The organism is Haladaptatus rarus, from assembly GCF_054177585.1.
The window spans coordinates 386,277-413,256 of record NZ_JBPEHG010000001.1; the positions used below are offsets into that span (position 1 = coordinate 386,277).

The 26,980-nt window shown below is 59.8% G+C and carries 30 protein-coding genes; 13 read left to right on the forward strand and 17 right to left on the reverse strand.

All coding sequences use genetic code 11. The annotated features are described in order from the left end of the window. The first annotated feature begins 14 nt into the window (after positions 1–14). Positions 15–446, forward strand: a complete 432-nt coding sequence (locus ACR3FE_RS02110; RefSeq protein ID WP_458205047.1) for an NUDIX hydrolase — start codon at positions 15–17, stop codon at positions 444–446. A gap of 10 nt (positions 447–456) precedes the next feature. Here the strand turns inward: ACR3FE_RS02110 and ACR3FE_RS02115 are convergent, their stop codons facing one another. Continuing rightward, a complete protein-coding gene (locus ACR3FE_RS02115; RefSeq protein ID WP_458205049.1) occupies positions 457–1,428 on the reverse strand; it encodes a sugar phosphate isomerase/epimerase family protein in 972 nt (323 codons plus the stop codon). Positions 1,429–1,774: 346 nt separating this feature from the next. Between ACR3FE_RS02115 and ACR3FE_RS02120 the strand changes: the two genes are divergently transcribed. After that, positions 1,775–2,785 carry a DUF2332 domain-containing protein gene (locus ACR3FE_RS02120; RefSeq protein ID WP_458205050.1) on the forward strand — a complete coding sequence of 337 codons (1,011 nt, stop codon included), beginning with the start codon at positions 1,775–1,777 and terminating at the stop codon, positions 2,783–2,785. On the opposite strand, the gene ACR3FE_RS02125 is transcribed toward ACR3FE_RS02120, so the two are convergent. From ACR3FE_RS02125 to ACR3FE_RS02155, 7 genes are all read right to left on the reverse strand, one after another. Beyond that, entirely contained in the window at positions 2,777–3,844 is a 1,068-nt protein-coding gene (locus tag ACR3FE_RS02125; RefSeq protein ID WP_458205052.1) for a Gfo/Idh/MocA family protein, read from the reverse strand. The two genes, ACR3FE_RS02120 and ACR3FE_RS02125, sit on opposite strands and share 9 nt — an antisense overlap. A 128-nt stretch (positions 3,845–3,972) precedes the next feature. Further along, positions 3,973–4,176 (reverse strand): DUF8005 family protein, encoded by a 204-nt coding sequence (locus ACR3FE_RS02130; protein ID WP_458205053.1) that lies wholly within the window; start codon positions 4,174–4,176, stop codon positions 3,973–3,975. 1 nt (position 4,177) lies between these two features. Then, positions 4,178–5,365: an ABC transporter ATP-binding protein gene (locus ACR3FE_RS02135; RefSeq protein ID WP_458205055.1), complete on the reverse strand. Its 1,188-nt coding sequence runs from the start codon at positions 5,363–5,365 to the stop codon at positions 4,178–4,180. 6 nt (positions 5,366–5,371) lie between these two features. After that, positions 5,372–6,301, reverse strand: coding sequence for a carbohydrate ABC transporter permease (locus ACR3FE_RS02140; RefSeq protein WP_458205057.1), 930 nt, complete (start codon positions 6,299–6,301; stop codon positions 5,372–5,374). Further along, entirely contained in the window at positions 6,302–7,282 is a 981-nt protein-coding gene (locus ACR3FE_RS02145; protein ID WP_458205059.1) for a carbohydrate ABC transporter permease, read from the reverse strand. A 12-nt stretch (positions 7,283–7,294) separates the two neighbouring features. Then, a complete protein-coding gene (locus tag ACR3FE_RS02150) occupies positions 7,295–8,761 on the reverse strand; it encodes a substrate-binding domain-containing protein (protein WP_458205060.1) in 1,467 nt (488 codons plus the stop codon). 415 nt (positions 8,762–9,176) lie between these two features. Further along, positions 9,177–10,163 carry an aldo/keto reductase gene (locus ACR3FE_RS02155; protein WP_458205996.1) on the reverse strand — a complete coding sequence of 329 codons (987 nt, stop codon included), beginning with the start codon at positions 10,161–10,163 and terminating at the stop codon, positions 9,177–9,179. A gap of 206 nt (positions 10,164–10,369) precedes the next feature. On the opposite strand from ACR3FE_RS02155, the gene ACR3FE_RS02160 reads away from it, so the two are divergent. Then, positions 10,370–10,873, forward strand: coding sequence for a DUF8162 family protein (locus ACR3FE_RS02160; RefSeq protein WP_458205062.1), 504 nt, complete (start codon positions 10,370–10,372; stop codon positions 10,871–10,873). Between the two features lie 21 nt (positions 10,874–10,894). Here the strand turns inward: ACR3FE_RS02160 and ACR3FE_RS02165 are convergent, their stop codons facing one another. Next, a complete protein-coding gene (locus ACR3FE_RS02165; protein WP_458205063.1) occupies positions 10,895–11,320 on the reverse strand; it encodes a hypothetical protein in 426 nt (141 codons plus the stop codon). A gap of 128 nt (positions 11,321–11,448) precedes the next feature. Between ACR3FE_RS02165 and paaK the strand changes: the two genes are divergently transcribed. Next, complete coding sequence (gene paaK / locus ACR3FE_RS02170) at positions 11,449–12,738, forward strand: phenylacetate--CoA ligase PaaK (protein WP_458205065.1); 1,290 nt, start codon at positions 11,449–11,451, stop codon at positions 12,736–12,738. 39 nt (positions 12,739–12,777) lie between these two features. Here paaK and ACR3FE_RS02175 read toward each other — a convergent pair whose 3' ends face one another. From ACR3FE_RS02175 to paaI, 3 genes are all read right to left on the reverse strand, one after another. Continuing rightward, positions 12,778–13,680, reverse strand: coding sequence for a universal stress protein (locus ACR3FE_RS02175; RefSeq protein ID WP_458205066.1), 903 nt, complete (start codon positions 13,678–13,680; stop codon positions 12,778–12,780). 147 nt (positions 13,681–13,827) lie between these two features. Next, positions 13,828–14,535 (reverse strand): LiaF transmembrane domain-containing protein, encoded by a 708-nt coding sequence (locus ACR3FE_RS02180; RefSeq protein ID WP_458205067.1) that lies wholly within the window; start codon positions 14,533–14,535, stop codon positions 13,828–13,830. 56 nt (positions 14,536–14,591) lie between these two features. Then, the gene (gene paaI, locus ACR3FE_RS02185) at positions 14,592–14,984 is read right to left on the reverse strand and encodes a hydroxyphenylacetyl-CoA thioesterase PaaI (protein WP_458205069.1); all 393 of its coding nucleotides are present in this window, start codon (positions 14,982–14,984) and stop codon (positions 14,592–14,594) included. Positions 14,985–15,035: 51 nt separating this feature from the next. Here paaI and ACR3FE_RS02190 point away from each other — a divergent pair, with 51 nt between their 5' ends. Further along, positions 15,036–15,497: a MaoC/PaaZ C-terminal domain-containing protein gene (locus tag ACR3FE_RS02190; RefSeq protein ID WP_458205070.1), complete on the forward strand. Its 462-nt coding sequence runs from the start codon at positions 15,036–15,038 to the stop codon at positions 15,495–15,497. A gap of 214 nt (positions 15,498–15,711) precedes the next feature. Here the strand turns inward: ACR3FE_RS02190 and ACR3FE_RS02195 are convergent, their stop codons facing one another. Continuing rightward, a complete protein-coding gene (locus ACR3FE_RS02195) occupies positions 15,712–17,703 on the reverse strand; it encodes a hypothetical protein (protein WP_458205072.1) in 1,992 nt (663 codons plus the stop codon). Positions 17,704–17,843: 140 nt separating this feature from the next. On the opposite strand from ACR3FE_RS02195, the gene ACR3FE_RS02200 reads away from it, so the two are divergent. The 5 genes from ACR3FE_RS02200 (at position 17,844) to ACR3FE_RS02220 (ending at position 21,897) form a co-directional block, all read left to right on the forward strand. After that, a complete protein-coding gene (locus ACR3FE_RS02200; RefSeq protein WP_458205073.1) occupies positions 17,844–18,719 on the forward strand; it encodes an amidohydrolase family protein in 876 nt (291 codons plus the stop codon). A 76-nt stretch (positions 18,720–18,795) separates the two neighbouring features. After that, positions 18,796–19,005 carry a DUF4177 domain-containing protein gene (locus ACR3FE_RS02205; protein ID WP_458205075.1) on the forward strand — a complete coding sequence of 70 codons (210 nt, stop codon included), beginning with the start codon at positions 18,796–18,798 and terminating at the stop codon, positions 19,003–19,005. Continuing rightward, positions 19,002–20,015, forward strand: a complete 1,014-nt coding sequence (locus ACR3FE_RS02210) for a DUF7972 family membrane protein (protein WP_458205076.1) — start codon at positions 19,002–19,004, stop codon at positions 20,013–20,015. The genes ACR3FE_RS02205 and ACR3FE_RS02210 overlap by 4 nt, the downstream gene beginning before the upstream one ends. Beyond that, positions 20,012–20,437: a twin-arginine translocation signal domain-containing protein gene (locus tag ACR3FE_RS02215; RefSeq protein WP_458205078.1), complete on the forward strand. Its 426-nt coding sequence runs from the start codon at positions 20,012–20,014 to the stop codon at positions 20,435–20,437. Before ACR3FE_RS02210 ends, ACR3FE_RS02215 begins: the two co-directional genes overlap by 4 nt. A 101-nt stretch (positions 20,438–20,538) precedes the next feature. Continuing rightward, the gene (locus tag ACR3FE_RS02220; RefSeq protein WP_458205080.1) at positions 20,539–21,897 is read left to right on the forward strand and encodes a dihydrolipoyl dehydrogenase; all 1,359 of its coding nucleotides are present in this window, start codon (positions 20,539–20,541) and stop codon (positions 21,895–21,897) included. Between the two features lie 51 nt (positions 21,898–21,948). On the opposite strand, the gene ACR3FE_RS02225 is transcribed toward ACR3FE_RS02220, so the two are convergent. Then, positions 21,949–22,626, reverse strand: coding sequence for a hypothetical protein (locus ACR3FE_RS02225; protein ID WP_458205081.1), 678 nt, complete (start codon positions 22,624–22,626; stop codon positions 21,949–21,951). Between the two features lie 124 nt (positions 22,627–22,750). Next, positions 22,751–23,449: a hypothetical protein gene (locus ACR3FE_RS02230; RefSeq protein WP_458205082.1), complete on the reverse strand. Its 699-nt coding sequence runs from the start codon at positions 23,447–23,449 to the stop codon at positions 22,751–22,753. A gap of 108 nt (positions 23,450–23,557) precedes the next feature. Here ACR3FE_RS02230 and ACR3FE_RS02235 point away from each other — a divergent pair, with 108 nt between their 5' ends. After that, a complete protein-coding gene (locus ACR3FE_RS02235) occupies positions 23,558–23,956 on the forward strand; it encodes a DUF7347 domain-containing protein (RefSeq protein ID WP_458205084.1) in 399 nt (132 codons plus the stop codon). Between the two features lie 127 nt (positions 23,957–24,083). Here ACR3FE_RS02235 and ACR3FE_RS02240 read toward each other — a convergent pair whose 3' ends face one another. Continuing rightward, positions 24,084–24,848 carry an enoyl-CoA hydratase/isomerase family protein gene (locus ACR3FE_RS02240; RefSeq protein WP_458205086.1) on the reverse strand — a complete coding sequence of 255 codons (765 nt, stop codon included), beginning with the start codon at positions 24,846–24,848 and terminating at the stop codon, positions 24,084–24,086. A 55-nt stretch (positions 24,849–24,903) separates the two neighbouring features. Here ACR3FE_RS02240 and ACR3FE_RS02245 point away from each other — a divergent pair, with 55 nt between their 5' ends. Then, positions 24,904–25,287: a PaaI family thioesterase gene (locus ACR3FE_RS02245; RefSeq protein ID WP_458205088.1), complete on the forward strand. Its 384-nt coding sequence runs from the start codon at positions 24,904–24,906 to the stop codon at positions 25,285–25,287. 129 nt (positions 25,288–25,416) lie between these two features. After that, positions 25,417–26,034: a molybdenum cofactor guanylyltransferase gene (gene mobA / locus ACR3FE_RS02250; protein ID WP_458205090.1), complete on the forward strand. Its 618-nt coding sequence runs from the start codon at positions 25,417–25,419 to the stop codon at positions 26,032–26,034. Between the two features lie 205 nt (positions 26,035–26,239). Here mobA and yqeC read toward each other — a convergent pair whose 3' ends face one another. Further along, positions 26,240–26,965: a selenium cofactor biosynthesis protein YqeC gene (yqeC, locus tag ACR3FE_RS02255; protein ID WP_458205091.1), complete on the reverse strand. Its 726-nt coding sequence runs from the start codon at positions 26,963–26,965 to the stop codon at positions 26,240–26,242. Positions 26,966–26,980 lie beyond the last annotated feature (15 nt).

Consider the following 26,980-nt stretch of genomic DNA (forward strand, 5'->3'; position numbering starts at 1 on the left):
TATTCACAGAATCCATGTCCGAAGATCACATCCGGGTCTCCGCTCGGGGTTTAATCCGCCGCGATGACGAGATCCTCGTCGCACGAGACCGTGATCTCGCCGAGGACAGCCCCTTCTACTACCTTCTCGGAGGGGGCGTCGAGTTTGGCGAGCACAGCGAAGCCGCCCTCTACCGGGAGTTCGAGGAGGAACTCAACGTCTCCCTGACGAACGTGGCACACCTCGAAACCTACGAAGCAGTGTTCACATTCGACGGCCAGCGAGAACACGAAGTCTGGCGCGTCTACGAGGCAGACATCGTCGAATCGTGGCCCTACGAGGAGGATTCGTTTCTGGGCTACGAACCGGAGTTCGACGAAGAATTCGAGTGTGTCTGGAAATCGCCGTCCGTGTTCACCGAAGGAGACGAAATCCTGTATCCCGAACGGCTTCTGGTCGATCTGTAAGTCGCGCTCGCTACTCGGCCCAGTAGGCTTCTCCGGGCGACGTTCTGAACACTGCGCGCTGTAGCAGTTCGACCGCTTTCTCCAGCCCCTCGCGCGAACTGGTCAACGAATCCTCGTGTTCGATGGAGAGAGCACCATCGTAGTCGATCATCCGGAGTGCGCTGACGACATCTTTCCAGTGCTCCTCCCCGTGACCGTAGCCGACCGACCGGAAGAGCCACGAGCGATTGGCCTCCTCAGTGTACGGCGTCGTGTCGAGCACGCCCTTGTACCGCGACTGCGACTCGTAGACCTTCGTATCCTTCGCGTGGAAGTGGTGGATGGCGTCGTGTTCACCGAGGAATCGGATCGACTCGGGTACGTCGATGCCCTGCCAGTAGAGATGGCTCGGGTCGTAGTTCGCGCCGATTCGCTCGTTCGTCGCGTTCCGCAGTTCCAGCATCCCTGCCGGTTCGTGGACGAGCATGTTCGGGTGCATCTCGATGGCGACGTCGACACCGTGGTCGGCGGCATGTTCTGCGATATCACGCCAGTACGGGATGGCGACCTCCTCCCACTGATACTCAAGCGCGTCGGCGTGCTCCGACGGCCACGGGGCTGTGATCCAGTTCGGCACCTCGTCGTTCGGGCCGCCAGCAGGTAGTCCCGAGAAACACGTGACCGCGTCGACGTCGAGCTGGTCGGCCAGTCGGATCGCTTCACGGAGTTCGGTATCGGCCTCCTTGGCCTCTTCCTCGTCCGGGTGGAGTGGGTTGTTGTGGGTCGCCAGCGCGCTGATACGCATGTCGTACTCGTCGATCAGGGCGCGGAGGTCGTTCTGTGCGTCCTCGTCATCGAGATACTCCTCTCGTGATAGATGGTCTTCGCCGGGATAGCCACCACAGCCGATCTCGACCGCGTCGACGCCGATACCGTCGAGATAGTCGAGAGCATCTTCGAGCGACTCATCACCGAGTGGAACTGTGAGTACACCGATCTCCATACTGGGAACGATTACTCCATTCGGGAATAAAATTTCGGCACCAACGATTACGCTATCCAGAAATCCATCCGATAACGTTTACGGGCACTGTCTAGATAAGGAAAACCAAGCGACGGCGGTACGATTGGCGAAGTTTCATCCACCGATCGTCCGTGGCTGATTCATGATATCGAGATCGGCTGCACTGTGAGAAGACGGAATTCGGCTGCTTCACCGAAAACCGAGTCATGATGAGACGAAGTGGCTCATTCGCTACACCCGCTACAGACGTTGAAACGCCACTCTACAACAGAATCGCTTAACTAGACAGTGCCCGTTTACGCTTCCTGAAAACTCATCCGAGAACATGACTCTCTCGGAACGATTCGAGGACTTCGCCGAGTGGTGTGTTGGAACGTCGCCACTGTACGAGCGCATCTCACACGGCGTCGCATCCGACCCTACGCTTCTCGCACTCGCCGAAGAAGTCCCATCGAAGCGGTCTCGTCCACACATTCTGCTCGCCGCCGTCCACTCGCATCTTCTCGCAGGAACTGACCACGCACTGGCCGACTACTATCCGACCGTCTCCGACGACCCCGAAGACGGCGACCCGCTTCCTGCGTTTCGTGACTTCTGCACGGAGTACGAAGATGACCTCTTGCCCATCCTGCACAGTCGCAGAACGCAGACGAACGCAGTCCGGCGCTGTACCGCACTCTTTCCTGCGTTCACGCACGTCTCTCGCGAAGTCGGTGGTAAACCTCTCGCTCTCGTCGAACTCGGGCCGAGCGCAGGTCTCAACCTCTGCTGGGACTACTACGCCTACGATTACGGTGACGCTGGCCGGTACGGAACCAGCGAGTGCGTACTCGACTCGGAGAGCAGGAGCGAGCAGTCGCCACCCCTTCAGGTCGAATTTCCTCCCGTCGCGTCCCGCGTCGGCATCGACCTGAATCCACTCGACGTGCGCGACGAGAGCGACGTCCGGTGGCTCCGTGCACTCGTCTGGCCCGAACACACCGACCGCCACCGTATCCTCCGGGCGGCCACCTCCGTCGCCCGACAGCACCCACCGGAACTCCGCCAGGGAGACGCGGTCGAGCGACTGCCAGACGTACTACAGGAGATTCCGACCGAGGTCCCGGTCTGCGTCTTCGACACGCAGATGCGCTATCAACTCCCCGAGTCGGTACAGGAACGTCTCCAAGAACGGATCGAAGACGCTGCAGAAGACCGGACGCTTCACTGGCTCTCGGGCCACATGGCCGCGCCGGAATGGGACAATGCGCTCACGCTCGACTGGTTCGACGGGGACGAGTCTCGGCGACTTGCGGCCTACGAACAACACGGAAAATGGGTTCGGTGGTTACTGTAACTGCACTGCCGCATCCTTTTCTGCCGACCGGTAGATCGCGTCGATGACGCGCTGGACGGACAGTGCCTGATCGACGGTGTTCATGTTCGGGGCGACACCTTCCCGTACCGCTTCGAAGAACACGCGCTGTTCGGCTTTGTGGGCGTCTTCCTGGCGCGTTCGAACGTTGTTGTCGGAGAAGTGATCTGCGCCGACCATGTCGGTCTCGTAGAGAGTAAGCGAGTCGTCGTGTTTGTCGAACCGCGCGCCAGCGTCGGTTCCGCGAACGTAATATTCCTCGCTCGAATCCCGGTTTGCCGCCCACGCGACTTCGAGTGCGATGGTCTTGCCACCAGCACATCGGATGAACGCGCTCACGGAGTCATCGACCGTGAACGGTCCGGACTCGGCGTCTTCGCCCCACATCTCTAAGTAGGTGTAATCCTCTCGCCCGCCGAACTGAGATCGAACTTCGCCGCTCACTTCCACTACGTCCGGGAAGTCGTGGAAATGCAGTGCGAGGTCGATGGCGTGGACACCGATGTCGATAAGCGCACCCCCACCGGCCACGTCGCGGTTCGTGAACCACGAACCCCTCCCCGGAATCCCTCTGCGGCGGATGTAGTTCGCCTCGACGTGTCGGGTCTCGCCGAATCGCCCCTCGGCCTGATAGCCTTTGATGACCTCGACGGGGTTTCGAAATCGGTTGTGGAAGCCGACCATACAGAAGCCCTCGGAGTTGCGGGACGCCTCCGCGATGCGCTCCGCGCTTTCTAACGTGTGGGCGAGCGGCTTTTCCAGCAGTACGTCGAGTCCAGAATCGAGCGCGGCGATGGCGTACTCCTCGTGGAACTTGTTCGGAGTCGTGACGATGACACAATCGATATCGGATTCGTACAGCTCTTCGTAGCTCTCGAACGAACGGGTGTCGTACTTTTCGGCGAAGCGCGCGCGTGCGTCGGGGTTGATATCGACCCCGCCGACGATCTCGTGGCGGAGATCCGCAATCCTATCGGCGTGATAGTGTCCAATATTTCCGAGACCGACGAACCCAACTCGAACCGGCTCACTGGCACTCATAGTTACCGCTCTCCTGCGAGACGGTGTTATTCTTTTCCCTTCGGTGTCTTAGCTCACCGCGACTGGAATTTCCGTTTCGGATACCTGACGGGGGGCGAACAGAACTCGGGCGAACACGGGAGATCACGTCAGTACAACTGTTGTTTCTTCTCTTCGCGTTCACGCTCCCGATCTTCGTCTTCCTTCTGTGCCCGCCGGTTGGCGAGCAGTGTCCGGATACCGGGAATGATCTTGTTCTTCAGGTCGAGGGCGAACGAGACGATGCCGTACGCCCAGAAGAAGAACAAAAGCGTCCCCGCGCCGAGATAGAACCACCCGAGTTCCGTCGCCATCTCAGTCGTCCCCCTCCGCTTCGGTACCCCTCGTTCCCGCCTCGACCGGTGCGAACTCCAGTCCGTGGGCGATGGCGTCACCGGTCTGCGAGTCGAAGAGATGGATACGTTCTCTATCAAGAACGACTTCGACGTCCTGGTCAATGTCGATGTCCTTGTCGGGGTTGACGCTCATCAGCAGCTGGTGAGCATCGTCTGCTTCCGCCTCCATCCCTGCCGTCTGGCCTTCGCCGGTGAGGATGTAGACGAATATCTCGTCACCCATCGGTTCGAGCACGTCCGTCTGCGCGTCGATGCGCTGCGTCGAACTCGACACTTTGTCGGCGTCCTCGACGAGATACACGTCCTCGGGGCGGACACCGAGCGTCACTTCGTCACCGACTGCAACGCCGTCGAGTTGTCCGGGGTCGAACTCCACGCGGTAGTCCGGCAACTCCAGCCCGTTCGAATCGACGGTTCCCTCCACGAAGTTCATGCTCGGCGACCCGATGAATCCGGCGACGAACAGGTTCGTCGGCTCGTTGTAGCATTCGAGCGGTGCGGCGAACTGCTGGAGTTCACCCTTGTTGATGACCGCGATTCGACTCGACATCGTCATCGCTTCTGCCTGGTCGTGTGTGACGTAGACGATGGTCGCGTCGAGTTCCTTGTGGAGTCGCTGGAGTTCGGTTCGCATGTGGACGCGCAGTTTGGCGTCCAGGTTCGCCAGCGGTTCGTCCATCAGGAACACCTCGGGTTCGCGCACGATCGCGCGGGCGATGGCGACGCGCTGGCGCTGGCCGCCGGACATCTCGTCCGGCATCCGATCCATCATCCCTTCGAGTTGGACGACCTCGGCCGCGCGGTCGACCCGTCGGTCGATCTCCTCTTTGTCGTAATCGCGGAGTCGCAGCCCGAAGCTGATGTTGTCGTACACGTCCATGTGCGGGAACAGCGCGATGTTCTGGAACACCATCGCTATCCCGCGGTCTTTCGGCGGGAGGTTCGTCACCTCCCGCCCGGCGATGGAGATCGTCCCCTCCGTTGGCATGGTCAGTCCGGCGATGGTCTCCAGTGTGGTAGATTTCCCGCACCCCGATGGCCCGACCAGCGTGACGAACTCACCATCCTCGATGGTGAGGTTCATGTCTTCGACTGCCGTTACGTCCTGATATCGTTTCGTGACGTGTTCTAAGTTGACTTCACCCATTTTGTATCACTCCTTCAGTGCTCCAGCGGTGAGTCCGCTGACGATCTTCTCCTGTGCAACGACGACGAGGATGGCGATGGGCAGGACGCCCACGATGCTCGCTGCCGCCATCAGGTTGTAGAACTGCGCGTACTGACCCTGATACCCCAGAATGCCCCACAGCAGTGGAGCCCAGTTCTCCGGCTTCCCGTTCGTCATCAGGAACGAGAAGAAGAACTCGTTGTACACGGAGATAAAGGTTAGCACGCCCGCCGTCGCGACGCCGGGTGCCGAGAGGGGGATGATGACCCGGAACAGTGCACCGAGTCGCGTGGTTCCTTCGATCCGCGCAGCATCCTCCAGCCCGTCCGGAATCTGGCCGTAGAACGTCGTGAGGATGAATATCGACAGGGGCATGAACAGCGCGCTGAACGGTAACACCATCGCGCCCGGTGTGTTGTACAGCATCGGACTGCTGATGCCGAGTATCTCGACGTTTCCTGTGAACAGCCGGAACAGCGGCAGGAGGAACGCTGCTGGCGGGAAGTACGAGATGGCGAGGATGAGCAACATCAACGCCCCTCGACCGGGGAAGCTCAACCGACCGAAGACGTAGCCCGCGAGACTGGCGAGCACCAACACGATGGCTGTCGTGATGAGCGCCAGCACGAAGCTGTTGAACATGAAGATGTGGAACGGTAACTGCTCGAAGATGGTCACGAACGCTTCAGGGTTGAACCCTTTCGGCAGGAACCAGATGTTCGAGATGGCCTCCCGTGGCGTCAGTGCGAGCACCAACAGCCAGTAGAAGGGGAACAGCGTGGTGAACAGGAAGAAGATGGTCACCACGTAGAACATCGCCTGGTAGGTTCGTTCGGGATTCTGTATCGACCCCTGTACCCAGCGCTGGAACGGCCCGCCCTGGGTTTCGGACTGCGTTTCGTCTGCTTGCGCCATCTAGAATCCCCCCTGTGCGCTGTCGCGGAACTTGAAGATGTACACCGAGACCACGATCCCGATGATAGCCGCTGTGACGAACGCGATGGCCGCCGCAGTGCCGAACCGTCGTGTACTGAAGGTCGTGACGACCAGACAGGACAGCGACGGCACCGTCGTACAACTCGATACCGTCTCGATGAGACCGAAGATACGCATCGCAGCGATGGTGCGGAACAGCATGGCGACCATCACCGTCGGGAAGACGAGTGGCAGGGTTATCATCTTGAACTGCTGCCACTTGGACGCGCCCGCGACCTTCGCTACGTCGTAGAGGCTCCGGTCGACGCTCTGGAGCCCTGCGAGGATGAGCAAGGCCATGAACGCCGTCGTCTTCCACACGTCGGCGATGACGATGATGCCGAGCGCGGAACTACTCTTGACTAACGGGGTGGTCGTCAGCCCGATCATCCCCATGAGTTCAGCACCGAATCCGATGCCCGGTTGGAACATCAGGAAGAAGATCATCCCCTGGATGACGATGGGGACTGCCCACGGGATGATGATGGCCACGCGAACCCAGCGCCGACCGCGGAAGTCCTGGTCCAACACGAGCGCCTGTCCGAAGCCGATGACCGTCTCGATGGCGACGCTGACGATGGTGAAGATAAACGTCACCACGAGCGCGCTCTTGAACGGCTGACTGAAGTCCATGAACGGCTGTGGGAGTGCCACGGTGTCCAGCTTCCCCGTCAGGAGGGCGACGTAGTTCTGGAGTCCGACGAACTCGCCGACCTGTGTCGCACCACGGAGGCTGTCGGCCCGAAGGGACATCTGGAACGTGCTGAGGAGTGGCCAGAAGGCGATCATACCCAGCAGTAACAGTGCTGGCAACAACAGCAGGTATGCGAACTGCGTCTCGCTCAGATTCTCGACCCACCGGACAGTGCCAGCATACACCCCGGATTTCGGTTCTTCTCGATGTGCTTGTTCTGTTGACATTCGTATCACACCCTACTTGTTGTAGTCCTCGATCTCCTTGATCTGGCTGTTCAGCGTCGACATCGCCTGCTTCGGGGTGGAGTCGCCCGCGTAGGCGGCGTGAACGCTCTGCGATATCTTTCCGGACTGTTGGGGCCAGACGACCGAAACGGGACGCGGCAGAGCGTTCTGGCCTGCAATTTTCAGGGTATCGACGTACCGACCCATGATAGGAACGTTCTGTGCGCGTTTCGTTTCGAGCACTCCCGGTTCTGGCGGGATCCAGCCGATCAACTCGAACAGTTTGAGCTTGAAGCTCTTTTTCGTCATCGCCTCCATCACCTGCACCGCCTTGTCCCGTTTGTTGCTGTTCGGATTGATGGCGACGTTCCAGCCACCGAGCGCCGAGGAGACGCCGCCGAGCTGTTTCCCTTTGGCTTCGCTCTCCTTGACGCCGTACGGTATCGGCATCACGCCAAAGTCCTTACCGAACCCACCGTCCTTCTTGGGGGCCCCGTTGATGAGGATGGAGTACGGCCAGTTACGATGCATGACCGCGCTTCCGTTGGTGAACGGCGCACGGGAGGTCTCTTCTGTCCAGCTCAACACCGCCCGCGGTGAGATATTGCCCGCGTAATCGTCCAACGTGTTCGAGGCGCTGTTCCCGTGGATGAACGTCCGAATCATCCGCACCGAGTCGATGACGTTCTTGGAATCGAGGGTGACGGGACGATTTCCGACTGGCCCGAGCAGGTTGTCGACACTCCCGAAGTACGTGCCGCCCCAGCTGGTGATGAACTCGTTGAAGTCACAACAGGACAGCCCTTCGTAGATGCTCGACTGGAAGGTGAATCCGTACCGCATGTTGTTGTCCTTTTTCACCTTCTTCGTCACCTTCGCGAACTTCTTCCACGAGATTCCCTCCGTCGCCCAGTTCTCCTTGTCGGGCTTGAATCCGGACTTTTTCACCAGATCCTTGCGGTACTGCATCGTCCCGAAGTCGGAGAACAGCGGGATGGCGTAGAGGTCGCCGTCGTTCGATTTGCCGGTGATGACGCTCCCCTGGAAGTAATCGTTATTGACCTTGTTCAGCGACTCCTTCGACATGTGCTCGCTCAAGTTCAGTAGTTGGCGACGGGCGATGAATGGTATCGCCCAGCCACTGTCCACGAGCAACATATCCGGTTCCGACAGGTTGGCAGACAACCATCGCTGATACTGTGATTGCCTCGCACCCGTGTTCTCGTTGCCCGCGAGAACTTCGAGCTTGATACTCTCGTCGAGTCCGGCATCGTAGAGTGCCTTCTCGATCTCATCTTTGTTCGTCTGAACGTCGTCGTCGGCCGCCCATTGGATGACGTTCGGGTTACTGGACTGTCCCCGTGTGGTGCATCCAGCCAGACTCGCTGCCGTCCCCGATGCGCCGACGGCTTTCACGAACGTCCTTCGTGAAACGCCGTCTAACCGACGCCGTCCGTCGCGTTCGCTAGCACCCACCATGCGAAGAGAACACGTAGCTAATCCATTTATAACTTTGGTGCGATTGACTACGACAGTTGTAGCATTTTCTAGTCACAGAGTACCACACTCGCGTAGTTTGACTACAGCCCGTGTAAAACGATTTATGGCCGTTTGGAATCACTTTGAATGATTCCAAGACGTAAAATCGTCCGACACCAGACTCTATTGCGTTCAAACAAATACATTCGTGACACTAATCTGGCGGGGTGGCGGCACATTCGAACACATCGATGGAATTCGTGGATGGCGACGGTCTCATCGCGGGAGTGGGTGTCGATTCATCCGTCTCATTCCTCGTCGTGCCTGCCGGACGTGTCGAACTGTCCGAGACGACTCGTCTCGGCGTCTCGCTGGTTTTTCGCTCATCGTCGGTCGTCTACTCGGTACTCCTGAATCAGACGTCCGCGATCTCGCGCGACCACACTGGCGATTTCGGTGATTCGAGCCGCTCTAGCTCCTCGTCGGTGAGCGATACGTCGATGGACGCGACGTTCTCTTCGAGATGGTCGATGGTTCGCGGACCGATGATGGGCGAATCGACGACGGGTTTGTGAAGGAGCCACGCCAGACTGACCTGCGCGGGCGTGACGCCTTTCGTCTCGGCGATGGCACGTACTTCGCCCAACACCGCCCAGTTCTCGTCCGTGAATCGAGCTTTGGTGTGCTCGTCCTCCGTCGCTCGACCCTCGGTGACCTCCTCGTCGCGGTCGTATTTGCCCGTCAGGAAGCCGCCAGCGAGTGGCGACCACGGGATGACGCCGACCCCTTCTCCCTCGCAGACGGGGAGGATGTTCTGTTCTTCGTGGCGGTCGACGAGGTTGTACTCCGGTTGCATGCAGGTGAACCGCTCGTAGTCCTGCAGGTCGCTCTCGTAGAGCGCCCTGGTGAACTGCCAGGCTGCCATCGTGCTCGCACCGATGTAGCGAACCTTCCCCGTCTCGACGAGGTGGTCGAGCGCGGACAGCGTCTCCTCGATGGGGGTCGTCTCGTCCCAGCGGTGGATCTGGTAGAGGTCGATGTAGTCGGTACCGAGGCGGTCGAGACTCGCTTCCGCCTGATCCAAGATGTGCTTTCTGGAGAGGCCCTGACCGTTCGGATAATCGCCCATCTGGCCGTAGACCTTCGTCGCGATGACGAGTTCGTCCCGGTTGCGCCCTTCGATGGCTCTGCCGACGATCTCCTCGCTCTCGCCACGCGAGTAGACGTTCGCCGTATCGAGGAAGTTGATACCCATCTCCAGTGCCCGGTCGATGAGTTCGAGGCTCGCCGCCTCGTCGTTCATCATCCACGGCTGACTACTGCCGAAGTTCATACAGCCCAGACAGAGCCGCGAAACTTCGAGACCTGTGCTCCCGAGTTTGGTGTACTCCATCTCCGTCATGGTTCGTTCCATTGATTGTTCGACATCGGGTATAGGGTTGTGGGCAGACGGGATGGAGAGTCGTGACGGTGGCCGATGGCTTCGTGTGTGTTCCGCCAGTACATTTTAGTACATTCCAGTTGATATCAGTGGATTTCAGTACACCGTCACGCGACAGCATCGACTGCAATACAAAACTCATGATAATGGTCATAAATTCTATAAGAATGACCGTCGAGCCGATCTCGATCCTGCCTACAGGGATCTTTCTCGCCGTCGTCGGCGGATTGTACGGGGGACTCATCGCCGTCGTGTGGTCGCCGTTCCTCGTCGTGGGACGTTTGCGGCGACTCTTCGACTCGCTTCCACCCTCCGGTTGGGGTCTGAACCACTTTCTCTGGATGCCACTACCTGCAGTGCTCTGGGGGTTCCTCTGCGGAAGTGCCCTCTCGCTGAGCCGTGACGTCCGACCACCTACCAAGGCGTCGCCACTCTACGTCTCCGGCCTGGATGGAATCGTCGTGGCGACGGGGGTCTCGATCCTTCTGTGGCCGACTCTGTTGCTGTACGCACTGCCAGCCAAGGGGTTCGACTGGTACGCCGAGGAATCCACACCAACGACGGTCGTCCTCGTCGCCGGGGCCATCGTCTGGTATCTACTGTGGCTCGTCGTTCCGACCTACGTCATCGTCCTCTTTGCCGGGTTCGGGGACACCTTTTCCGGAACCTAGCTGGTCAGACTTCGTCGATGGTCACCGGCCGAGCAACCACTGGACACCCCGCCCGACCGCGAACCCCACGACCGCCCCGACGACGCCGATGATCCCGAATGCGAGTGCCAATCCCCAGAGTGACCCGTCTCCGGGGCTTCGGCCAGTAACGACCGGTTGGATCAGTGCCATCGCCCCGAACAGGAGCATCGGAACGATACCGATGACGAGACTCACGAGCAACCCGCCGCCTCGAACCCCACTGAGTGCTGCGACGACCGGTGGAGCGTAGAAGAACGTCACGGGAAGCAACAGGTCGTATGCGAGACGTGCGCCCCAGCCATCCCCGAACACCACCACCAGTAAGAGGACGAACACGATTCCAGCGAAGCCCCCGACGAAGACAGACCAGTGACGAACCCTGCGCTCCGGGCGACCCCACAGGAGTCGTTCCGAGGGAGTTATCATCTGTACGACCTGCAACGGCGGAGGGCATAAATGTTCAGCCGAGTGGGAAGACGATAGGTCGCGTCGGATAGCGTTCCATCGCGCGGCGGGTAACAGTTTTGACACCGCCCTTCGAATCGTCTACAAGCATGGTATACAGTGACACCGAAGTGGCGTCACGGGACGAACTGCGCGAACTCCAGAACGAACGACTCTCGGAAACGGTCGAACACGTGTACGAGAACGTTCCGTTCTATCGGGACGCGCTTGACGAAGCAGGTATCTCTCCCGACGACATCGAGGGCGTCGAGGACATCTCGAAGCTTCCGTTCACGAAGAAAGAGGACTTCCGCGACCAGTATCCCGACGGGATGTTCGCGGTTTCCCACGAAGACGTGCGGCGAATCCACGCCTCGTCGGGGACCACCGGAAAACCGAAGATCGTCTCGTACACCGAAGACGACCTGGGCGTCTGGCGCGAAGTGATGGCTCGCTCGCTCGTCGCCGCGGGTGTCGAACCCGGTCACGTCGTCCAGAACGCCTACGGCTACGGGCTTTTCACTGGTGGACTCGGCTTCCACGACGGAGTTGAGGAACTCGGTGCCTGTGTCATCCCGGTCGGTGGTGGCAACACGGCACGCCAGATCGACATGCTCCAGGATCTGGAGAGCGACGTGCTCGCCTGTACCCCCTCGTACTGTCTCTATCTCGCCGAAGCCGCCGAGGAACGCGGCATCGACCCGCGCGACCTCCCGCTCTCGACGGTCGTCATCGGCGCGGAACCGTTCACCGACCCGATGCGCGAGGAGATCGAAGAAGCACTCGACGTGACCGCCGTGGACGTGTACGGCCTCTCGGAGATAATCGGGCCGGGCGTCTCCATCGAATGTGCCGAGGTACAAGACGGTCTCCACATCTGGGAAGACCACTTCTATCCCGAGATCATCGACCCCAACACGGGCGAGGTGCTTCCGGAGGGTGAAGAGGGTGAGCTCGTCATCACGAGTTTGACGAAAGAGGCCCTCCCGGTCTTGCGCTACCGAACCGGTGACATGACCTCCCTGAACTCCGAGACGTGTGGCTGTGGGCGCACCGCAGTTCGAATGGGCAACGTCACCGGCCGAACGGACGACCTGCTCATCGTCCGCGGCGTGAACGTCTATCCGAGCCAGATAGAGGAGGTGATGGTCGACCTGGACGACGTCGCACCCCATTACCGCATCGACCTCTACCGGCGCGGCAACCTGGATCGGATGGAACTCACCGTCGAGTACCACGAGGATTACGAGGGCACCCACGACGAACTGGAAGGACGAATCAGACGAGAGATCGAAGAGACGCTCGACGTCAAGCCCGACGAGATCGAGGTGGTCGGTCCCGGCGTCGTCGACCGAACCGAGGTCGGGAAGGTAAAGCGCGTGTTCGACCACCGCGAGTAGCGACACCACCTCGTTCAGACGGTACAACGATTTCAGAGATTAGAGCCACCGACCGAGCAACGAATCTCGCTCGTGCGGGCGCTCGACCGTGACGACCGTGTTGTACGCCTCGGAGCGAACCTCTCCCGTCGTGGATCCGAACACGAACTCCCGTAGTCTGTTCTTCTGTGGCGCACCCATCACCGTCACGTCGTAGTACCGAGACTGTTCGACGATAGCTGCGGCAGGGTCGTCGGCTTCGAGCACCCATTCGTCGACATCGTCGAACTTATCGAGTCGGTCACGGGCCGCTGCGGCGTACTTTTCGGCTGCGGCGCGTTCGTGGTCTCCTGCACCCTCTTCGACCACGTGGAGGAGTTCTATCCACGCATCTCGTACCTCGGCGATACGTCGGGCTGCGTCCACCGCCAATCCCGAGTGTGGACCACCAGCGATCGGGACGAGGATCGACGAGATAGTCGACGAAGCGTGGTTTCCACCGATGGTGGCGATGTCACAGTCGGCCTGTTTTGCGATGCGCGTAGAGACGTTCCGTCTGAGCGATGGGAGTTGTTTCCCTTCGTCGAGAACGATCACGTCCGCAGAATACTCCTCACAGGTTCCTCTGACGATACTGGAGAACGTCCGACCGCCTCGCGTCGTACCGATGGTTCGAACGTTCGTCGACGGATCGAGCGACGTTCGAAGAACGTGTTCGGCTGCCGCTTCGTGTTCTGCCAGCAGGTCGGCGGCGTGGTCGGTGGACGCTCCGGTCGGTCGGATCACGGGCGTGACGAGTATCACGTCCCCATCTCTGTAGTCGGCGATGGAGGCCGCGAGCTCGAACACCCGGTCGTCAGCCTCTCTCTCGGACAGCGGGACGACGACGTTCCGCCGGTCAGTTCGACTGCCGCCTCCGGTGTACAGGAGCGAAGGAGTCCACAGTGCGGGACTCGCGTTCATACCTCACGACTCTTATTCGAACCGTATAAATCGCAGGGTCAATTCTCACATTCCTGAATGGAGTGGGCAAAGGTTGCGAAAATAATAACTCAATGCCGAATTACCAGCATCGACTCGTCGCTGACTCCGAACGATTTTCTCGAACATTTAATCGGAGACCTCCACAGCGCCGAACGCCGCGAAGCCGGTCACCACGAGGTCGATCTCGCCGTGTTGTCCCTCGCGGCGGGGGCGGTCGTCGCTGGCACCGCCGAACACGGGGAGCACGTCCACCTCGACGTTCCAATCGCGGGGGACGATCACTTCGACGCCACCGAACAGCGCGTTCGCGGTCACGTGGACGGGAGGCTCGTCGAGTGTCGCGTCTCGAAGGTCAAGTTCGGCACCGCCGAACAGCACGGTCAGGTCACCGCCGACGAACGGTCTGGCGGTGACGCGCTGGTTGCGCCCACCGAAGATGGCGAGCGTGCTGACGTACTCACCTTCGACCGTCTCGACTCGACTGCGCATCCGTCCAAGGACGACCGACAAGCCGAAGACGATGAGCAGGATGGGCCAGAACTGTACGACGTCGTTGACGACGACCACGTCGAGCGCGACGAGTTGCCACGCCCCGCTGACGGTGATGACGATGAGTGGCCCGCCGACGTTGTGGAAGTTGCTGCTGACCAGCGCGTAGACGCCCACGAGGACGAACAGCGTCGGGACGTAGTCGAGCAGGAACGTGGTGTCGGCTATCCCCGTCGTTTCGAGCAAGAGCAGACCACCGAGCAGGATGATGATCCCACCGAGGATGGTCTGGCTCGCCGGTCTGCGGGACGATCTAGCTGTCTTCTGGTTGAATCGAGTCTCCATGATAGATAGTACGTTTCGGGCGATGATAGCTGTATACGGAGCTGAGACAGCACTTCTCAGGGTTTGTACACTCGACCGCGGAAGATAGCAACCGTCACCCCGCCAGCCCGAACGTCCACTCGATACGACGCCGTGCTCCGACTCTCGTGTTCTCGTTCGGCCACCGCGACGAGCGTCTCACCGACGTCCGCCGCCGCGAGATACGACATATTCGTCTCCAGCGCGAGCGCCGTCTCACCCTCGGAGTTCGACGCCGCCGCAAATGCCGCATCCGCGAGCGAGTAGACGGCTCCGCCGTGGGGCGTCCCGTGGAAGTTCAGCAGGTCGTCCGAAACGGTAAGTTCGGTTCGCGCCGTACCCGGCCCGAGTTCTGTGAGTTCGATTCCGAGCGTGGCACAGAAGGGGTCGGCGGCGATCTCGTCGCGTCGGTCGTCTGGAATGTCGGCCATAAACCGGTTCGGTGCAGTAGTTACTTATATTCTACCCGAGTGGGTTTTCGTATGCCTTACAGCTACGAACCCCACTACTTCGAGGACTTCGAGGAAGGACAGACGTTCGAGAGCGTCGGTCGAACCGTCACCGAGTACGACTTCGTGATGCACTCGGCGTTCACGGGCGACTGGACGGAACTCCACACGAACAAACACTACGCCGAGGACGAGTACTTCGGCGAGCGAGTCGCCCACGGCCCGATGACGTTCTCGCTCGCCACCGGCTTCGTCTACCGGTGTGGATTCTTAGAGCGTACCGTCCTCGCGTTCCTCGGCATGAACTACATGGACATCCCCGCGCCCGTCCACATGGACGACACCATCTCGCTCGACATGGAAGTCATCGAGACGAAAGACCTCAGCAGTCGCGAGGACTCCGGCCTCGTCGTCATCGACACCACGATGACGAACCAGGAGGACACCGTCGTCTTCGAGGGCGACATGAAGTTCCTCATCAAGCGCCGCGAGTGAACGGTCGAACCCGGACATTTCGGGTCAGGAATCGATAGACGCGTTTTTGACCGCTTCGAGCTTTCTATCGACGTAAGCACACTTCTTTGCTGCTTGGAACGCTCGCTCACGTCGAATCGCTCTCATCGAGCGGACTGTACGGCTGGGTGGGACACGACGAACGAACGACACCGGACCTCACGGCCGAAGATAAAACGTCGAATCGTGACGGTTTTTATCGTATCTCTACGCTGTCCACGTAGAAGCGCTCCCCACATCGGAGATACGCATCGTAACCAACCCCACCGTCCACCCACGTCAAATCGGTCGCCGAGACGCGAGCGATACGATTTCCGCCCCCGTCCCGGAGCGTCACCATGTGGTCGCCGTTCGCACTCCAATCTACGACGAGTTCGTACCACGAACCCTGCGAGAGGGTGTATCCCGTCGAATCCGAGTCGAGTCGGTAGGCCGTTTCGTCCTCGTACCGGAACAGAATGAGGTCGTTGTTGGCGATATCGACGCGGACGAAATATCGGTTGTCCGGCCCCTGCACACCGTACGAAAGGTTGCTGTCCGCCGCTCCGCCGTCGCCGCGAATCCAGTAGCTAAACGAGTTCCCTGCTTTCGGATACGTCGGTAGACCCGATGTGCTTACCAGTTCCGTGTTCGTCCCGGCGATTTCGAGGGCGTTCGTTCCCCCTTTCGTCGGCGACGAAACGATGCTCGCTCCCGATTCGCCGCGGTCGAACGTGTACTCCGTGAGAGTGCCGTCCTCGAATCCATCGACCATCGTCGTCGGAGAGTACGAACACGATGGCGGCGAACATGACGCGCCGGTTTCGTTCCGCCGACGAACGACGTTGCTGGAGTTATCGAGTACGATGCGGTCGCCGGTTACGTCGAACGAACTGTCCACGACGCGACTTCCATCGCAGTACTGCAGCAAGATTCCGTCCCGACCGGAGCCGGTCTGCTCGATACAGCAGGATTTGAACACCGAGTCCGGACGACCGAAGGCACGGAGTGCGGCGCTTCCGGGATACCCGCCTGACGTGTGCGAGGCGCTTCCGGTCACTTGTACGTTTACACACCGAACTGGTGCCGGAGTCGTGTCCGGTTGCACAGCATACATCGCCGCCGTGTCGTCGGTGTCGACTCGAATCCGAGTGTCGCATATTTGGTGTGTTCCCTCTCCGACGATGACGATGCCGCCGTCGCTAACCGTATCCGCGGTGAGGTTCACCTCGCAGTTCGCAACCGTGGTATCGCGTGCGAACAGCCAGATTCCCCGCATGTTCGTGGGAAACGAGTCGTCGGAGTGGGGCGTGTCCACGGTTACACAACAGTCCCGAACCTCGCTTCCCGCGCCGGCGAGGCGGACGTTCGAGATGTTGTTGTTCTGGTAGCATCCGCCGATAACACGGACGAGTCCGGTACTTTTGCTCGACTGATAGAGACCGTTGTTCGGAAATCCCTTCAGGTGACAGTTCCGAAACTCCAATTCGCCCGTCGTGTTCATCTCGACGAAGGTCCCGACGGCCCCGCTCCCGTCGGGCGCACCGTCGGGCGCGCGGAGGTTCTTCACGAGCCCGCGTCCGGACGGCGTTCGGACACCGAACAAAAACGGCCCTCGCGAACCGTCGTGACTCCCGCGATGGAGAACGTCCCGGACGACCAGTCCGTCGTCGACGATGAGTTGCATTCTCGGCGCTTCGGAAGCGTCGCCGACATCGTGTCTCAGGCCCTCGTAGAGGAGGTTGTACGAATCTTTTCCGCCGAGTGATAGCCACGTCGCACCGGAACTCGGCGTAACATCGTCTGCCGTATCGAGAACGATGGTCGCACCCGGGTCGATGCCGACCATGCCGAAATCGTGAAGTCCGTTACCGAAGTCGAACGTGAAGTCGGTGACGAGGAACTCGCCCTGTGGGAACTCCAGTTTCGTATTGCTCTGGATGTTGTCGTCGAGGATATCGTCGATCGGTTCTCCACCCGTCGGGTCCATTCCGAGGTCGTCAACGACGTTGTATACGGTATCGAACTGGAAATCGTCAGTCGTCACGGTTCGGGCAGTTACATCGTCACCGGCTTGCGCGCCGGTCGCCGTCGATGCGGCACCGCCAAGTGTTGCACCAGCTATCAGCGTCCCGCTCGCTAGTTTCAGATACGACCGCCGACCAACCGTAGGGGCCCCGGGAATTGATTTATTTGTGGAATTCTGCATAATAACCACCATCGACGATTTTATTTATAAAATTAATTCATAGATTATTTATTAAAACTAAATTTCATAAGTGTAGAGCAGCTGAAGGACGTGAGGTCGTGTTGCCCATCTTTTTAATGACGATGCGAGAACGGTCACATATGCCAATCGACATCCTCGCCGACGAGGACGAACCGCGAATCATCGACACCCACGCCCACCAGCCGACGAAGGAGTTCCTGGAGGACGCCGGCGGGCAGATGATGGAGGACGCCGCGAACAAGTTCGGCGCGAAGATGGAAACGGACACCTACGACTCGCTCGTCTCCGAGTACCACGAAGCCGGAATCGGCAAGACGGTACTGCTGGGCTGGGACGCCGAGACGAACACCGGAAATCCGCCGGTTCCAAACGACTACGTCGCCGAAATTCGCGATGAGTACGACGACTTCTTCGTCGGATTCGGGAGCGTCGACCCACTGAAAGACGACTGCGTCGAAGAGGCAGAGCGCGTCGTCAACGACCTCGATCTCTCCGGCTTCAAGTTCCAGCAGATCGCACAGGGATTCGATCCGAGCGCCCCCGAACACGAGGAACTGTTCTCGACCATCGAAGACCTCGGCGTTCCGGTCGTCTTCCACGGCGGCAACTCCACGCTCGGCGCGGGTGCGCCCGGCGGGAGGGGCCTGAAGATCAAGTACGGCAATCCGATGCTCATCGACGACGTTGCCGCCGAGCATCCCGACCTCCAGATACTCATCGCACACCCGGCGTTCCCGTGGGAACAGGAACAACTCGCCATCTGCCAGCAGAAGGGCAACGTCTACATGGATCTCTCCGGTTGGTTGCCCAAGTACATCGACGATCAAGTGCTCCACTACGCGCGAACCCTCCTGCAAGACAAGGTGATGTTCGGTACCGACTATCCGATGATCCGACCGAAGAAGTGGCTGAACCAGTTCGAAGAACTCGACTTCCCCGAGGACGTACAGCGCAAGATCCTCTGGGAGAACGCCGAAGAGTTCCTCGGCCTGTAAGGCCATCGCAGTTCACGAACGATAGTTCACGGAGCCACAACCCTCTTTCTTCGACGCCACCGAACAAGAGACACTCATGATGCAACGCGCGATCGAGCAATGGGAGTATCACACCATCAGACCGCCCCGTGGGGCAACGAAGAAGGAGTCTATCGATCCGATCAACGATCTGAACGACCTCGGTGAAGACGGGTGGGAACTGGTCGAGACCATCGAATACGTCGGGGGTGGGACGAAGTACCTCGTGTTCAAGCGACCCGCACGATCGGGTGACGACGCCGAATGAGTGACAGCGAGATCAGCACCGCGAATACGATGCGCGAACGGGCGGGAGAGAGTCGCGTAAAGCTCTGGCTCGTCCTCGGTGCGCGACGTCTCGTGGTGACGGGAGCGATAGCAGTCATCTTCTTCGTCTCGTTCGTGCTCGTCGGGACGTTTCTCTACCCGCCGCTGAAATCCGAGATCGCAAGGACGGACACCATCGAGACGCTGTTCTCGACGATGATCGGCGGGATCATCACCGGGACGACGCTGGTCGTCACCATCAGCCAGTTGGTCATCTCACAGGAGAACGGCCCACTCGGTGACCAGCGCCAGCGGATGAGCGACGCGATGGACTTTCGTAACTTCGTCGGAGAGATGCTCGGACATACGACGCCCTCCGACCCGTCGATGTTCCTCCGGGAGATAATCGACACGACCGAGAGCCGGGCGAACGAACTGCGAAACTCGGTCAATGAGGACAGAAACGACGAGTTGTGCGATGAGTTAGACGAGTTTATCGACAGTCTCACCGGCAACGCGGAGACGGTCAAAGACGAACTCGACGGCGCGAAGTTCGGCACGTTCGACGTGCTGTTCGCGGCGCTCGATTTCAACTACTCGTGGAAGATATTCCACGTCGAACGGATGCGAGATGACTACTCGGACGATCTCACTGACGAACAGTATCGATTGTTCGAACAACTGAAGACGTCGCTGTCGATGTTCGGCCCGGCCCGCGAGCATATCAAGACGCTCTACTTCCAGTGGGCGCTCATCGACCTCTCGCAAATGATCCTCTATGCGGCGATTCCCGCGCTGTTCGTGGCTGGGGGGATGCTCGCGTTCGTCGGCAGTGGAACGTTCGACGGCACGACGTTGGGGTTCACCAATATCCTCCTGGTGGTCAGCGGGGCGTTTACCATCACGCTCGTTCCGTTCTTGCTGCTCGTCGCCTACATCCTGCGTATCGCAACGGTCGCAAAACGAACGCTCGCCATCGGGCCACTCATCCTTCGGGATTCACAACGATGACAGGGAACGAACCAGACGAAATCGACGATACGACGCTCTCACGGCGAACGCTCCTCGGAGCGACTATCGGAACAGGTGTCGCGGGACTCAGTGGTTGTGTCACGCTCAGTCCGACCGTGAGCGTATCGGGACTTGCCGGTTCGGAGGTTTTCGAGCGCGTCTCGGTCAGCGAACCGTGGGCGAGTGATCGGGTCGCAGCGAGCGTCAGTCTCACCCCGGAAGCGACGACGAAACTTGGCGTTCGAGGACTGACAGTCGTTCATTCGGACGGCTCCAAATTCGATACGGCGTCGATCCTGAGTGGTCAAACGAAAAAGACGTTGTTTCTCCCCGTCGGGAAGTCGACGCTCACCGCGATCGATTTCGACGAAAAGACGGTCGGGAGTGTCGAGGTCACCGTCCGTGGCAAGAAAGTAATCTGAGTCGTCTACTCCTTTTCCGCGAACGACGTTCCACGAGCAACAGTCGGGAGAGGGAGTACGGCTATGGCAATCGATAACATAGAACAGGATGGTGAAATCGCATGGGGGACTTCGATATCGTCGTCATCGGTGGCGGGACGGGAAACAAGGTGGCACTTGCCGCCGCAGACCGCGGGATGGACGTGGCGCTTGTCGAGCGAGGGCCGATCGGCGGAACGTGCGTGAATCGGGGTTGTAACCCCTCGAAAACGCTTATCCACCGCGCGGATATCGTCGATACGGTCGTGCGGGCAGGTGAGTTCGGTATCGACGCTGAGGTGAACGAAATCGACTTCTCGCACATCGTGCACGAAGTTACGAATACGGTCGACGGGAAGTCCGAACGGATGGAACGAACCGACCGGGAACGTGACGACATCACCCTCTTTCGGGACGACGCTCGATTCGTCGATGACCGAACGCTGGCCGTCGGCGGGGAGCGAGTTCGCGGCGAGAAGGTCGTCGTCGCGGCAGGGGCACGACCGGTCGTCCCACCCATCGACGGCCTGGAAGATGTGGACTACCTCACGAGTAGGGAGGCTTTGCGCCTCGACACACAGCCTGAACACCTCGTCGTCATCGGTGGCGGATACATCGCTGCGGAGCTCGGCCACTTCTACGAATCGCTCGGGACGCACGTCACCATCGTCGGACGGAGCGACGTCCTCCTCTCCAACGAAGACCACGAGGTAGCAAAGACGTTCACCGAAATCGCAAGTCGACGCCACACGGTAAACGTCGGCTACGAAGCGACCGAGGTTTCACAGGACGGAGACGAAGTGACGGTGACAGCAGAGCGAGGCGACGAGACCATCTCCGTCACGGGTGATTCGTTGCTCCTCGCGGCGGGACGACGACCCAATAGCGACCACCTCGACCTGGATGCAGCAGGCATCGACACCGACGACCGGGGGTACGTCGAGACCAACGAATATCTGGAAACGAGCGCCGAGAACGTCTGGGCCCAGGGCGACATCGCGGGTAACTACCAGTTCAAACACGCTGCTGACTGGGAGACGAAGTACGTCGTGAAAAACGCACTCGACGGAGAGCGCGAAGCGGTCGATTATTCGAGCATGGGTCACGCCGTCTTCACCTCTCCCCAGGTCGCCGGAACCGGAAAGACGGAACAGGAACTCGAATCAGCCGGAAAAGCGTACGCAGTCGGTCGGTGTGAGTATCAGGACACCGTGATGGGAAAGGCGATAAAAGAACGAGATGGATTCGTGAAGGTGCTGGCCGACCCGGGCGATAGCGAGATTCTCGGTTGTCACGTGATCGGCCCGGATGCATCGACGCTCGTCCACGAAGTCCTCCTCGCACTGGCGAGTGGGTCGGGAACCGTACGCGACGTGACCGACACTATCCACATCCACCCGGCGCTCAGCAAGGTCGTGCTGAAAGCGTTCGAGAACGTGTGACGGATTCGATTCCTTCGAACAGGTTCGCGGACTACGGGAAGTCGGTGGCCGTTAGCTCGAACCTCGGTGGTGAAACTGCAATCGACGGCTCACCGATTTCGTCCGACGGTATCGGCGATACTGGTAGACGATACCCGTCCCGACGAGGAGGAGCCAGACGACGGGGTTCGTCCCGAGAGACGCCCACACGTCCGACTGGAAGACCGGGAACGAACCGCTCCAGTGGCGCACGAGTCGTTGCAGTATGCTCGCGCCCAATAAACTCGTCCCGACGGCCAAGAACGGGAGATAGAACTGCCAGACCAGGATTCCAACGATTCCGCCGACGACGACCGACCCGACGACGGGAGTGAGGGCTCCGGAACCGGGTGATAGCGAGGGCATCAAGTGGAGGAGGTCGGTGTGGCCAACCACCGAGTACGCGACGGCCGACGAGACGGCGAAACTGAGCGCGACGATGGCGAATCGCTGCGTGGAGTGAGCGATACGACTCCCGACGAGACTGCCGACGAGGGCACCGACCAGCGACGCGAGAAGTACGTTGGGCGAGGCGAAACCGACCGTTGGTGCGACGAGCGTCCGTCCAGCGAAACTTCCCAACAGGGCACCGCCGAGTCCGCCGACCAACGACGTGAGTCGCGTGACGACGGAGTAGCCGAAGTAGGTAAACGCGACGCCGAGCCCCATCGCCAGTATCACGACGACGGTCGTGAGAGAATCTACTACCATCGATTGTATCACGTACACTCGTCTTCTATTCCGTTAAGTGGCTCGGTAGAATTTCACGCGAACTGTCACAGTTCATCGAATCGAGAGCGGGATTCCGATTCTGGTTTCGACGGACGAGCGAGAATCAGGGCTCCGACGCTTCGCCCGTCGGATTCTCGTCAAGCCACATCTCTAGCTCCTCCCGGTAGGCCTCCCACTCCGCGAGCAGTCGGTCGTACTCCTCACGGGCTGAGTCAGCCCCTTCGTAACTGGCGAGCGATTTCAGCCGATTTTTCATCCCTTTCAGACAGGCATCGGTTTCGTCGTACCAGTTGTAGCCACACTGAACCATAGCATCGTGATACACCGTCCAGAAGCCGATCCCCGGCAGATTTTCGTCGGTTCGCTCAGCGACGGCAGGTAGTTCCTCCTCAAACTCGCGGAGATACAAGAGTGCGAACCGCGCCGTGAGTGGCTTCAGTCGATACTCCCACTCGCCGCCGACATCACCTTTCGCGTCCATCTGCTGTTCGAGGAGGCTTTCGTACCCTTCCTCGGTGTCCTCGTACCGGCGGAGAGTCCACGATTCGAGTCCGTCGAATCGGTTCCAGTGGTCTTTTTCGTTTTCGACCAGCGCGTCCGGGTCGCCTTCGAAGATAATTCGAACCAGTCCGCAATCAGGGCCCGAATCGTACTCCGCGAACTGGCGATATGCCCAAAACCAGCCCGTCTCCCAGAAATCACTGGTTTCGAAGCGATGCCACGCATCCGGGAGATACTCCCGAACGAACCGTTCTTCGTCAGCGGGTGATTCGAGCCGAAATTCGACATCTGCACCTGCCATGTTCGGTGTGCCGGGCGAGAGAAATATATCGTTTCCGCGAACATTGTTTCTGTAGCCGAACTAACCAGTTCCGGAACGTATGTCACGGAGACCGCGTGACGGCTACGCATGCATCCCGAATCACCTGCGACGGACGAGGAGATCGCGGAATCCGCGGTAAACGCACTCGGAACCATCGCAAGCGAACACCGCATCGCAATTCTCCGTGAACTGGCGACGGCGGACGAACCCATCGCGTTCTCCGAACTGCGCCAGCGAGTAGGAATCCGGGACACGAGTCGGTTCAACTACCATCTCTCGGAACTCCGCGAGCGATTCGTCCGGGAAACCGACGGGAAGTACGAACTCGGTCACGCTGGCGAGCGCGTAGTATTCGCAACCGCCGACTTGGATGCAAATGGGGCCGTCGCGCTCGCCGAAGCAGGCACAGAGCAAAGTGACGAATGTGCAGTTTGTGGCGAAGAGGACTGCAATCGCGTGATTGACGTTCATCTGTCGAGGGTGTGAAATGATTCGTTCGTCATTTCACAGAGCGATATACGGTGTTTGGATTCGAGCCCCCTACGGATGACGACGAGCCAGTATCAAAATATGGAATTAAGGCGTTACGACATCACGACTCGACTGCCCCGAATCACTCGAACTCGGGGTCCCGTCCCTCCAGGAACGCCGAGACACCTTCCGCGTGGGCGGGCATGTCGTACGCTTGCGATTGGATCATCGTCTCGTAATCCAGGGCCTCTCGCCAGTCTTTTCCCAGGTTCTCGTGGAGGGCCTGCTTTCCGAGTGCGATCGTGTGGGTCGGCTGTTCGGCCAACTGGTCGGTCAGTTCCGTCACCCTGATATCGAGCTGTTCGTCCGGCACGACCTCGTTCACGACGTCCAGTTCGGCAGCTTCGTCCGCCGAGATCAGTTCACCCGTAAAGGCGAGTTCCTTGGCTTTTCGAAGCCCGACGAGTCGCGGCAGGAGGAAGGTTCCGCCCATATCTGGGATGAGGCCGACGTTGATGAACGACGCCGCGAAGCGAGCCGATTCGCCTGCGTAGGCGAAGTCAGACGCAGTCACGAGCGCCATTCCCGCACCGACCGCATCGCCGTTGACCTTCGCTACGACCGGAACCGGCGCGGACAACACTTCGTGAACCACGCGAGAGAGCGTATCGCGAACTCGTTCGTAGGCCTCTCGAACGTTCTCCTCGCGCTCGGCCATCGACTGGATGTCACCACCCGCACTGAACGCTTTGCCGTCGCCGGTCAGCACGACGGCGTCGATGGATTTCGGGTTGCAATCTGCGAGAATCTCGGCGAGTTCACCCGCCGCATCCGGCGTGAAAGCGTTACGAACCTCGGGGCGGTCGAACGTCACCGTTCGGATTCCGTCGTCGTCTGAAACCTGCATACGAGAACAGGGTCACTGTACGCACATTTAATTACTCCCCACGTGCAGTCGGGGTATGGACATCGAAGCGTTCTTCGAGGGGATGCCTTTCGCAGACCTGCTCGGCGTCGAAGTAACCGAAGCAGCAGACGGCCACGCCGAAGGAAAGATCGAGATGCGAGAAGAACTGTCGTGGAACCAAGACCGACTCATGGCGCACGGTGGCGTCGCGTTCACCCTCGCGGACACCGTCGGCGGTGCGGCGCTCGTCTCGCTTAACGACCAACCCGTCCCGACCATCGACATGCGTATCGATTATCTCAGTGCGGGGACGGGCGACCTGTACGCCGAGGCCGACGTGGTACGAAACGGAAGCGATGTCGGAACCGTGGACGTGAGCGTCTACGACGAAGACGACGAACACATCGCGGAAGCCCGTGGCGTCTACAAAACGGGGTAAGGACACCGACCCTCCACCCCAACAGACGAATCGAAGACACCACCGACGAGAAGATGGCGGGGGACAACTGATACGCGCCCAGAGCGTTCAACCACAGCCACTTATCAACCCGATACCTACAGTCGAACCATGCCCGCAGGTGTCATCCTCGCAGGTGGTCGTTCGACTCGATTCGGAGAGGCCGACAAGGCGGTCGCAAACCTCGCTGGCGTCCCGATGCTCCGACGAGTCGCCGACCGAATCGAAAGCGTCGTGAACGAACTCGTCGTCAACTGTCGAGATGACCAGCGTGACGCCATCGAAGTGGCGATGCAGGGATACTCACATCCGATACGGTTCGCCATCGACACCGATCCCGACCAGGGACCGATGGCGGGAATCCGAGCAGGGCTCGCAGCCTGCAATGCGGAATACGCCTTCGTCGTCGCCTGCGATATGCCGTTCGTCGAACCATCGCTCGTCGAATTCCTCCTGAACAGCGCAGCCGGACACGAAGCCGCAGTTCCCCGGCTCGATGATGGTTGGTACCAGACCACCCACGCCACCTATAAGACGAAACCGATGGTCGAAGCCTGTGACGCTGCGCTCGCCCGAAACGAGCGGAAGATCGTCGAGCCGCTGTTCGAACTCGACTACGTCGTCGTCGAAGAGACCGATCTGCAAGAACACGGGGTGCTGACGTCGTTCGAGAACGTCAACACCCGCGAGGAGTTCGAGGCAGCAGCCGAGCGTCTCGACGCACCCTGAACTTTATCACGGAGAACGCGGCCACGACCGCCATGACCTGAACGATACCGTGAAGCGGCTCGCGGGAGCACGGCACACCGCTTCACGCCTTCTACCTCTCTTCCGTCTTTTCGTCACTCGTGCCGTCTGTTCATCAGTCAGGTCGTCACACGGTACATCGATTCCAACGTGCACTGTTCGTTCCCTATCAGGAGACGGCACCTCATCAGTCGATGATTGCAACGACGGGATCCTCTGCAGTCATTCGAGTGAGCACGACACGGGGAACGTCCGCCTCTGCTAGCACTGCCTCTGCGATTTCCCGCCCCGTCTTCTCCAGTCGTTCGTCGTCCACCATGTTCACGAGTGGAATCACGGTCGCACCCTCAGGAACGTCCTTCAGCCCCGCGTGCTCGCTTGCGAGCACTGTGGCGACGTCGGACGGGCGGAGCTTCTCCCCCTCCTGTCTGTCGGTAATCGCAGCCACCCTGTCAGGTCGGTGGACGTACTCCTCCGTTAGTGGTTTGCCCACCACACGCGCACTCGCAATGGGGACTACGACATCGACAGTCGGCGGAATCTGCGGTTCGCGCTCGTTCGGAGCCTTCAGTAGGCGGGTTCGTGCGCCATCTGCTTTCACGAGGATTGCATCGACGTCAGCGTCCGTGAGCGACACGACCGTCTTCGGGTCGTACCCTCGATAACGGTCGGGGCGCTCCTGTTCTGGGACGAGTCCGACAGGCCAGTCCGTGGCCGTTTCGAGTGCATCCGTAGGAGAATCGGTGACGAACACCTCCGCCACCTGGTCGTCGAATATCGGGATACGAACCGTCGCAGTGACGGCGGCTCGGTCGATGCGGTTTGCCAGTGCGTACAGGGTCGATTTCTTCCCACCCGCACCGACGACACAGAGCAAGCCCGATTCGGCGGAGAGGGCCTCCACGAGATTCATGTGTCGAACGTCGTT

What these genes read in the sequence shown, in the direction of transcription:
- ACR3FE_RS02110 (WP_458205047.1), top strand. Translation starts at nt 15, where the DNA reads ATGTCCGAAGATCACATCCGGGTCTCCGCTCGGGGTTTAATCCGCCGC.
- ACR3FE_RS02115 (WP_458205049.1), bottom strand. Translation starts at nt 1,428, where the DNA reads ATGGAGATCGGTGTACTCACAGTTCCACTCGGTGATGAGTCGCTCGAA.
- ACR3FE_RS02120 (WP_458205050.1), top strand. Translation starts at nt 1,775, where the DNA reads ATGACTCTCTCGGAACGATTCGAGGACTTCGCCGAGTGGTGTGTTGGA.
- ACR3FE_RS02125 (WP_458205052.1), bottom strand. Translation starts at nt 3,844, where the DNA reads ATGAGTGCCAGTGAGCCGGTTCGAGTTGGGTTCGTCGGTCTCGGAAAT.
- ACR3FE_RS02130 (WP_458205053.1), bottom strand. Translation starts at nt 4,176, where the DNA reads ATGGCGACGGAACTCGGGTGGTTCTATCTCGGCGCGGGGACGCTTTTG.
- ACR3FE_RS02135 (WP_458205055.1), bottom strand. Translation starts at nt 5,365, where the DNA reads ATGGGTGAAGTCAACTTAGAACACGTCACGAAACGATATCAGGACGTA.
- ACR3FE_RS02140 (WP_458205057.1), bottom strand. Translation starts at nt 6,301, where the DNA reads ATGGCGCAAGCAGACGAAACGCAGTCCGAAACCCAGGGCGGGCCGTTC.
- ACR3FE_RS02145 (WP_458205059.1), bottom strand. Translation starts at nt 7,282, where the DNA reads ATGTCAACAGAACAAGCACATCGAGAAGAACCGAAATCCGGGGTGTAT.
- ACR3FE_RS02150 (WP_458205060.1), bottom strand. Translation starts at nt 8,761, where the DNA reads ATGGTGGGTGCTAGCGAACGCGACGGACGGCGTCGGTTAGACGGCGTT.
- ACR3FE_RS02155 (WP_458205996.1), bottom strand. Translation starts at nt 10,163, where the DNA reads ATGACGGAGATGGAGTACACCAAACTCGGGAGCACAGGTCTCGAAGTT.
- ACR3FE_RS02160 (WP_458205062.1), top strand. Translation starts at nt 10,370, where the DNA reads ATGACCGTCGAGCCGATCTCGATCCTGCCTACAGGGATCTTTCTCGCC.
- ACR3FE_RS02165 (WP_458205063.1), bottom strand. Translation starts at nt 11,320, where the DNA reads ATGATAACTCCCTCGGAACGACTCCTGTGGGGTCGCCCGGAGCGCAGG.
- paaK (WP_458205065.1), top strand. Translation starts at nt 11,449, where the DNA reads ATGGTATACAGTGACACCGAAGTGGCGTCACGGGACGAACTGCGCGAA.
- ACR3FE_RS02175 (WP_458205066.1), bottom strand. Translation starts at nt 13,680, where the DNA reads ATGAACGCGAGTCCCGCACTGTGGACTCCTTCGCTCCTGTACACCGGA.
- ACR3FE_RS02180 (WP_458205067.1), bottom strand. Translation starts at nt 14,535, where the DNA reads ATGGAGACTCGATTCAACCAGAAGACAGCTAGATCGTCCCGCAGACCG.
- paaI (WP_458205069.1), bottom strand. Translation starts at nt 14,984, where the DNA reads ATGGCCGACATTCCAGACGACCGACGCGACGAGATCGCCGCCGACCCC.
- ACR3FE_RS02190 (WP_458205070.1), top strand. Translation starts at nt 15,036, where the DNA reads ATGCCTTACAGCTACGAACCCCACTACTTCGAGGACTTCGAGGAAGGA.
- ACR3FE_RS02195 (WP_458205072.1), bottom strand. Translation starts at nt 17,703, where the DNA reads ATGCAGAATTCCACAAATAAATCAATTCCCGGGGCCCCTACGGTTGGT.
- ACR3FE_RS02200 (WP_458205073.1), top strand. Translation starts at nt 17,844, where the DNA reads ATGCCAATCGACATCCTCGCCGACGAGGACGAACCGCGAATCATCGAC.
- ACR3FE_RS02205 (WP_458205075.1), top strand. Translation starts at nt 18,796, where the DNA reads ATGATGCAACGCGCGATCGAGCAATGGGAGTATCACACCATCAGACCG.
- ACR3FE_RS02210 (WP_458205076.1), top strand. Translation starts at nt 19,002, where the DNA reads ATGAGTGACAGCGAGATCAGCACCGCGAATACGATGCGCGAACGGGCG.
- ACR3FE_RS02215 (WP_458205078.1), top strand. Translation starts at nt 20,012, where the DNA reads ATGACAGGGAACGAACCAGACGAAATCGACGATACGACGCTCTCACGG.
- ACR3FE_RS02220 (WP_458205080.1), top strand. Translation starts at nt 20,539, where the DNA reads ATGGGGGACTTCGATATCGTCGTCATCGGTGGCGGGACGGGAAACAAG.
- ACR3FE_RS02225 (WP_458205081.1), bottom strand. Translation starts at nt 22,626, where the DNA reads ATGGTAGTAGATTCTCTCACGACCGTCGTCGTGATACTGGCGATGGGG.
- ACR3FE_RS02230 (WP_458205082.1), bottom strand. Translation starts at nt 23,449, where the DNA reads ATGGCAGGTGCAGATGTCGAATTTCGGCTCGAATCACCCGCTGACGAA.
- ACR3FE_RS02235 (WP_458205084.1), top strand. Translation starts at nt 23,558, where the DNA reads ATGCATCCCGAATCACCTGCGACGGACGAGGAGATCGCGGAATCCGCG.
- ACR3FE_RS02240 (WP_458205086.1), bottom strand. Translation starts at nt 24,848, where the DNA reads ATGCAGGTTTCAGACGACGACGGAATCCGAACGGTGACGTTCGACCGC.
- ACR3FE_RS02245 (WP_458205088.1), top strand. Translation starts at nt 24,904, where the DNA reads ATGGACATCGAAGCGTTCTTCGAGGGGATGCCTTTCGCAGACCTGCTC.
- mobA (WP_458205090.1), top strand. Translation starts at nt 25,417, where the DNA reads ATGCCCGCAGGTGTCATCCTCGCAGGTGGTCGTTCGACTCGATTCGGA.
- yqeC (WP_458205091.1), bottom strand. Translation starts at nt 26,965, where the DNA reads ATGAATCTCGTGGAGGCCCTCTCCGCCGAATCGGGCTTGCTCTGTGTC.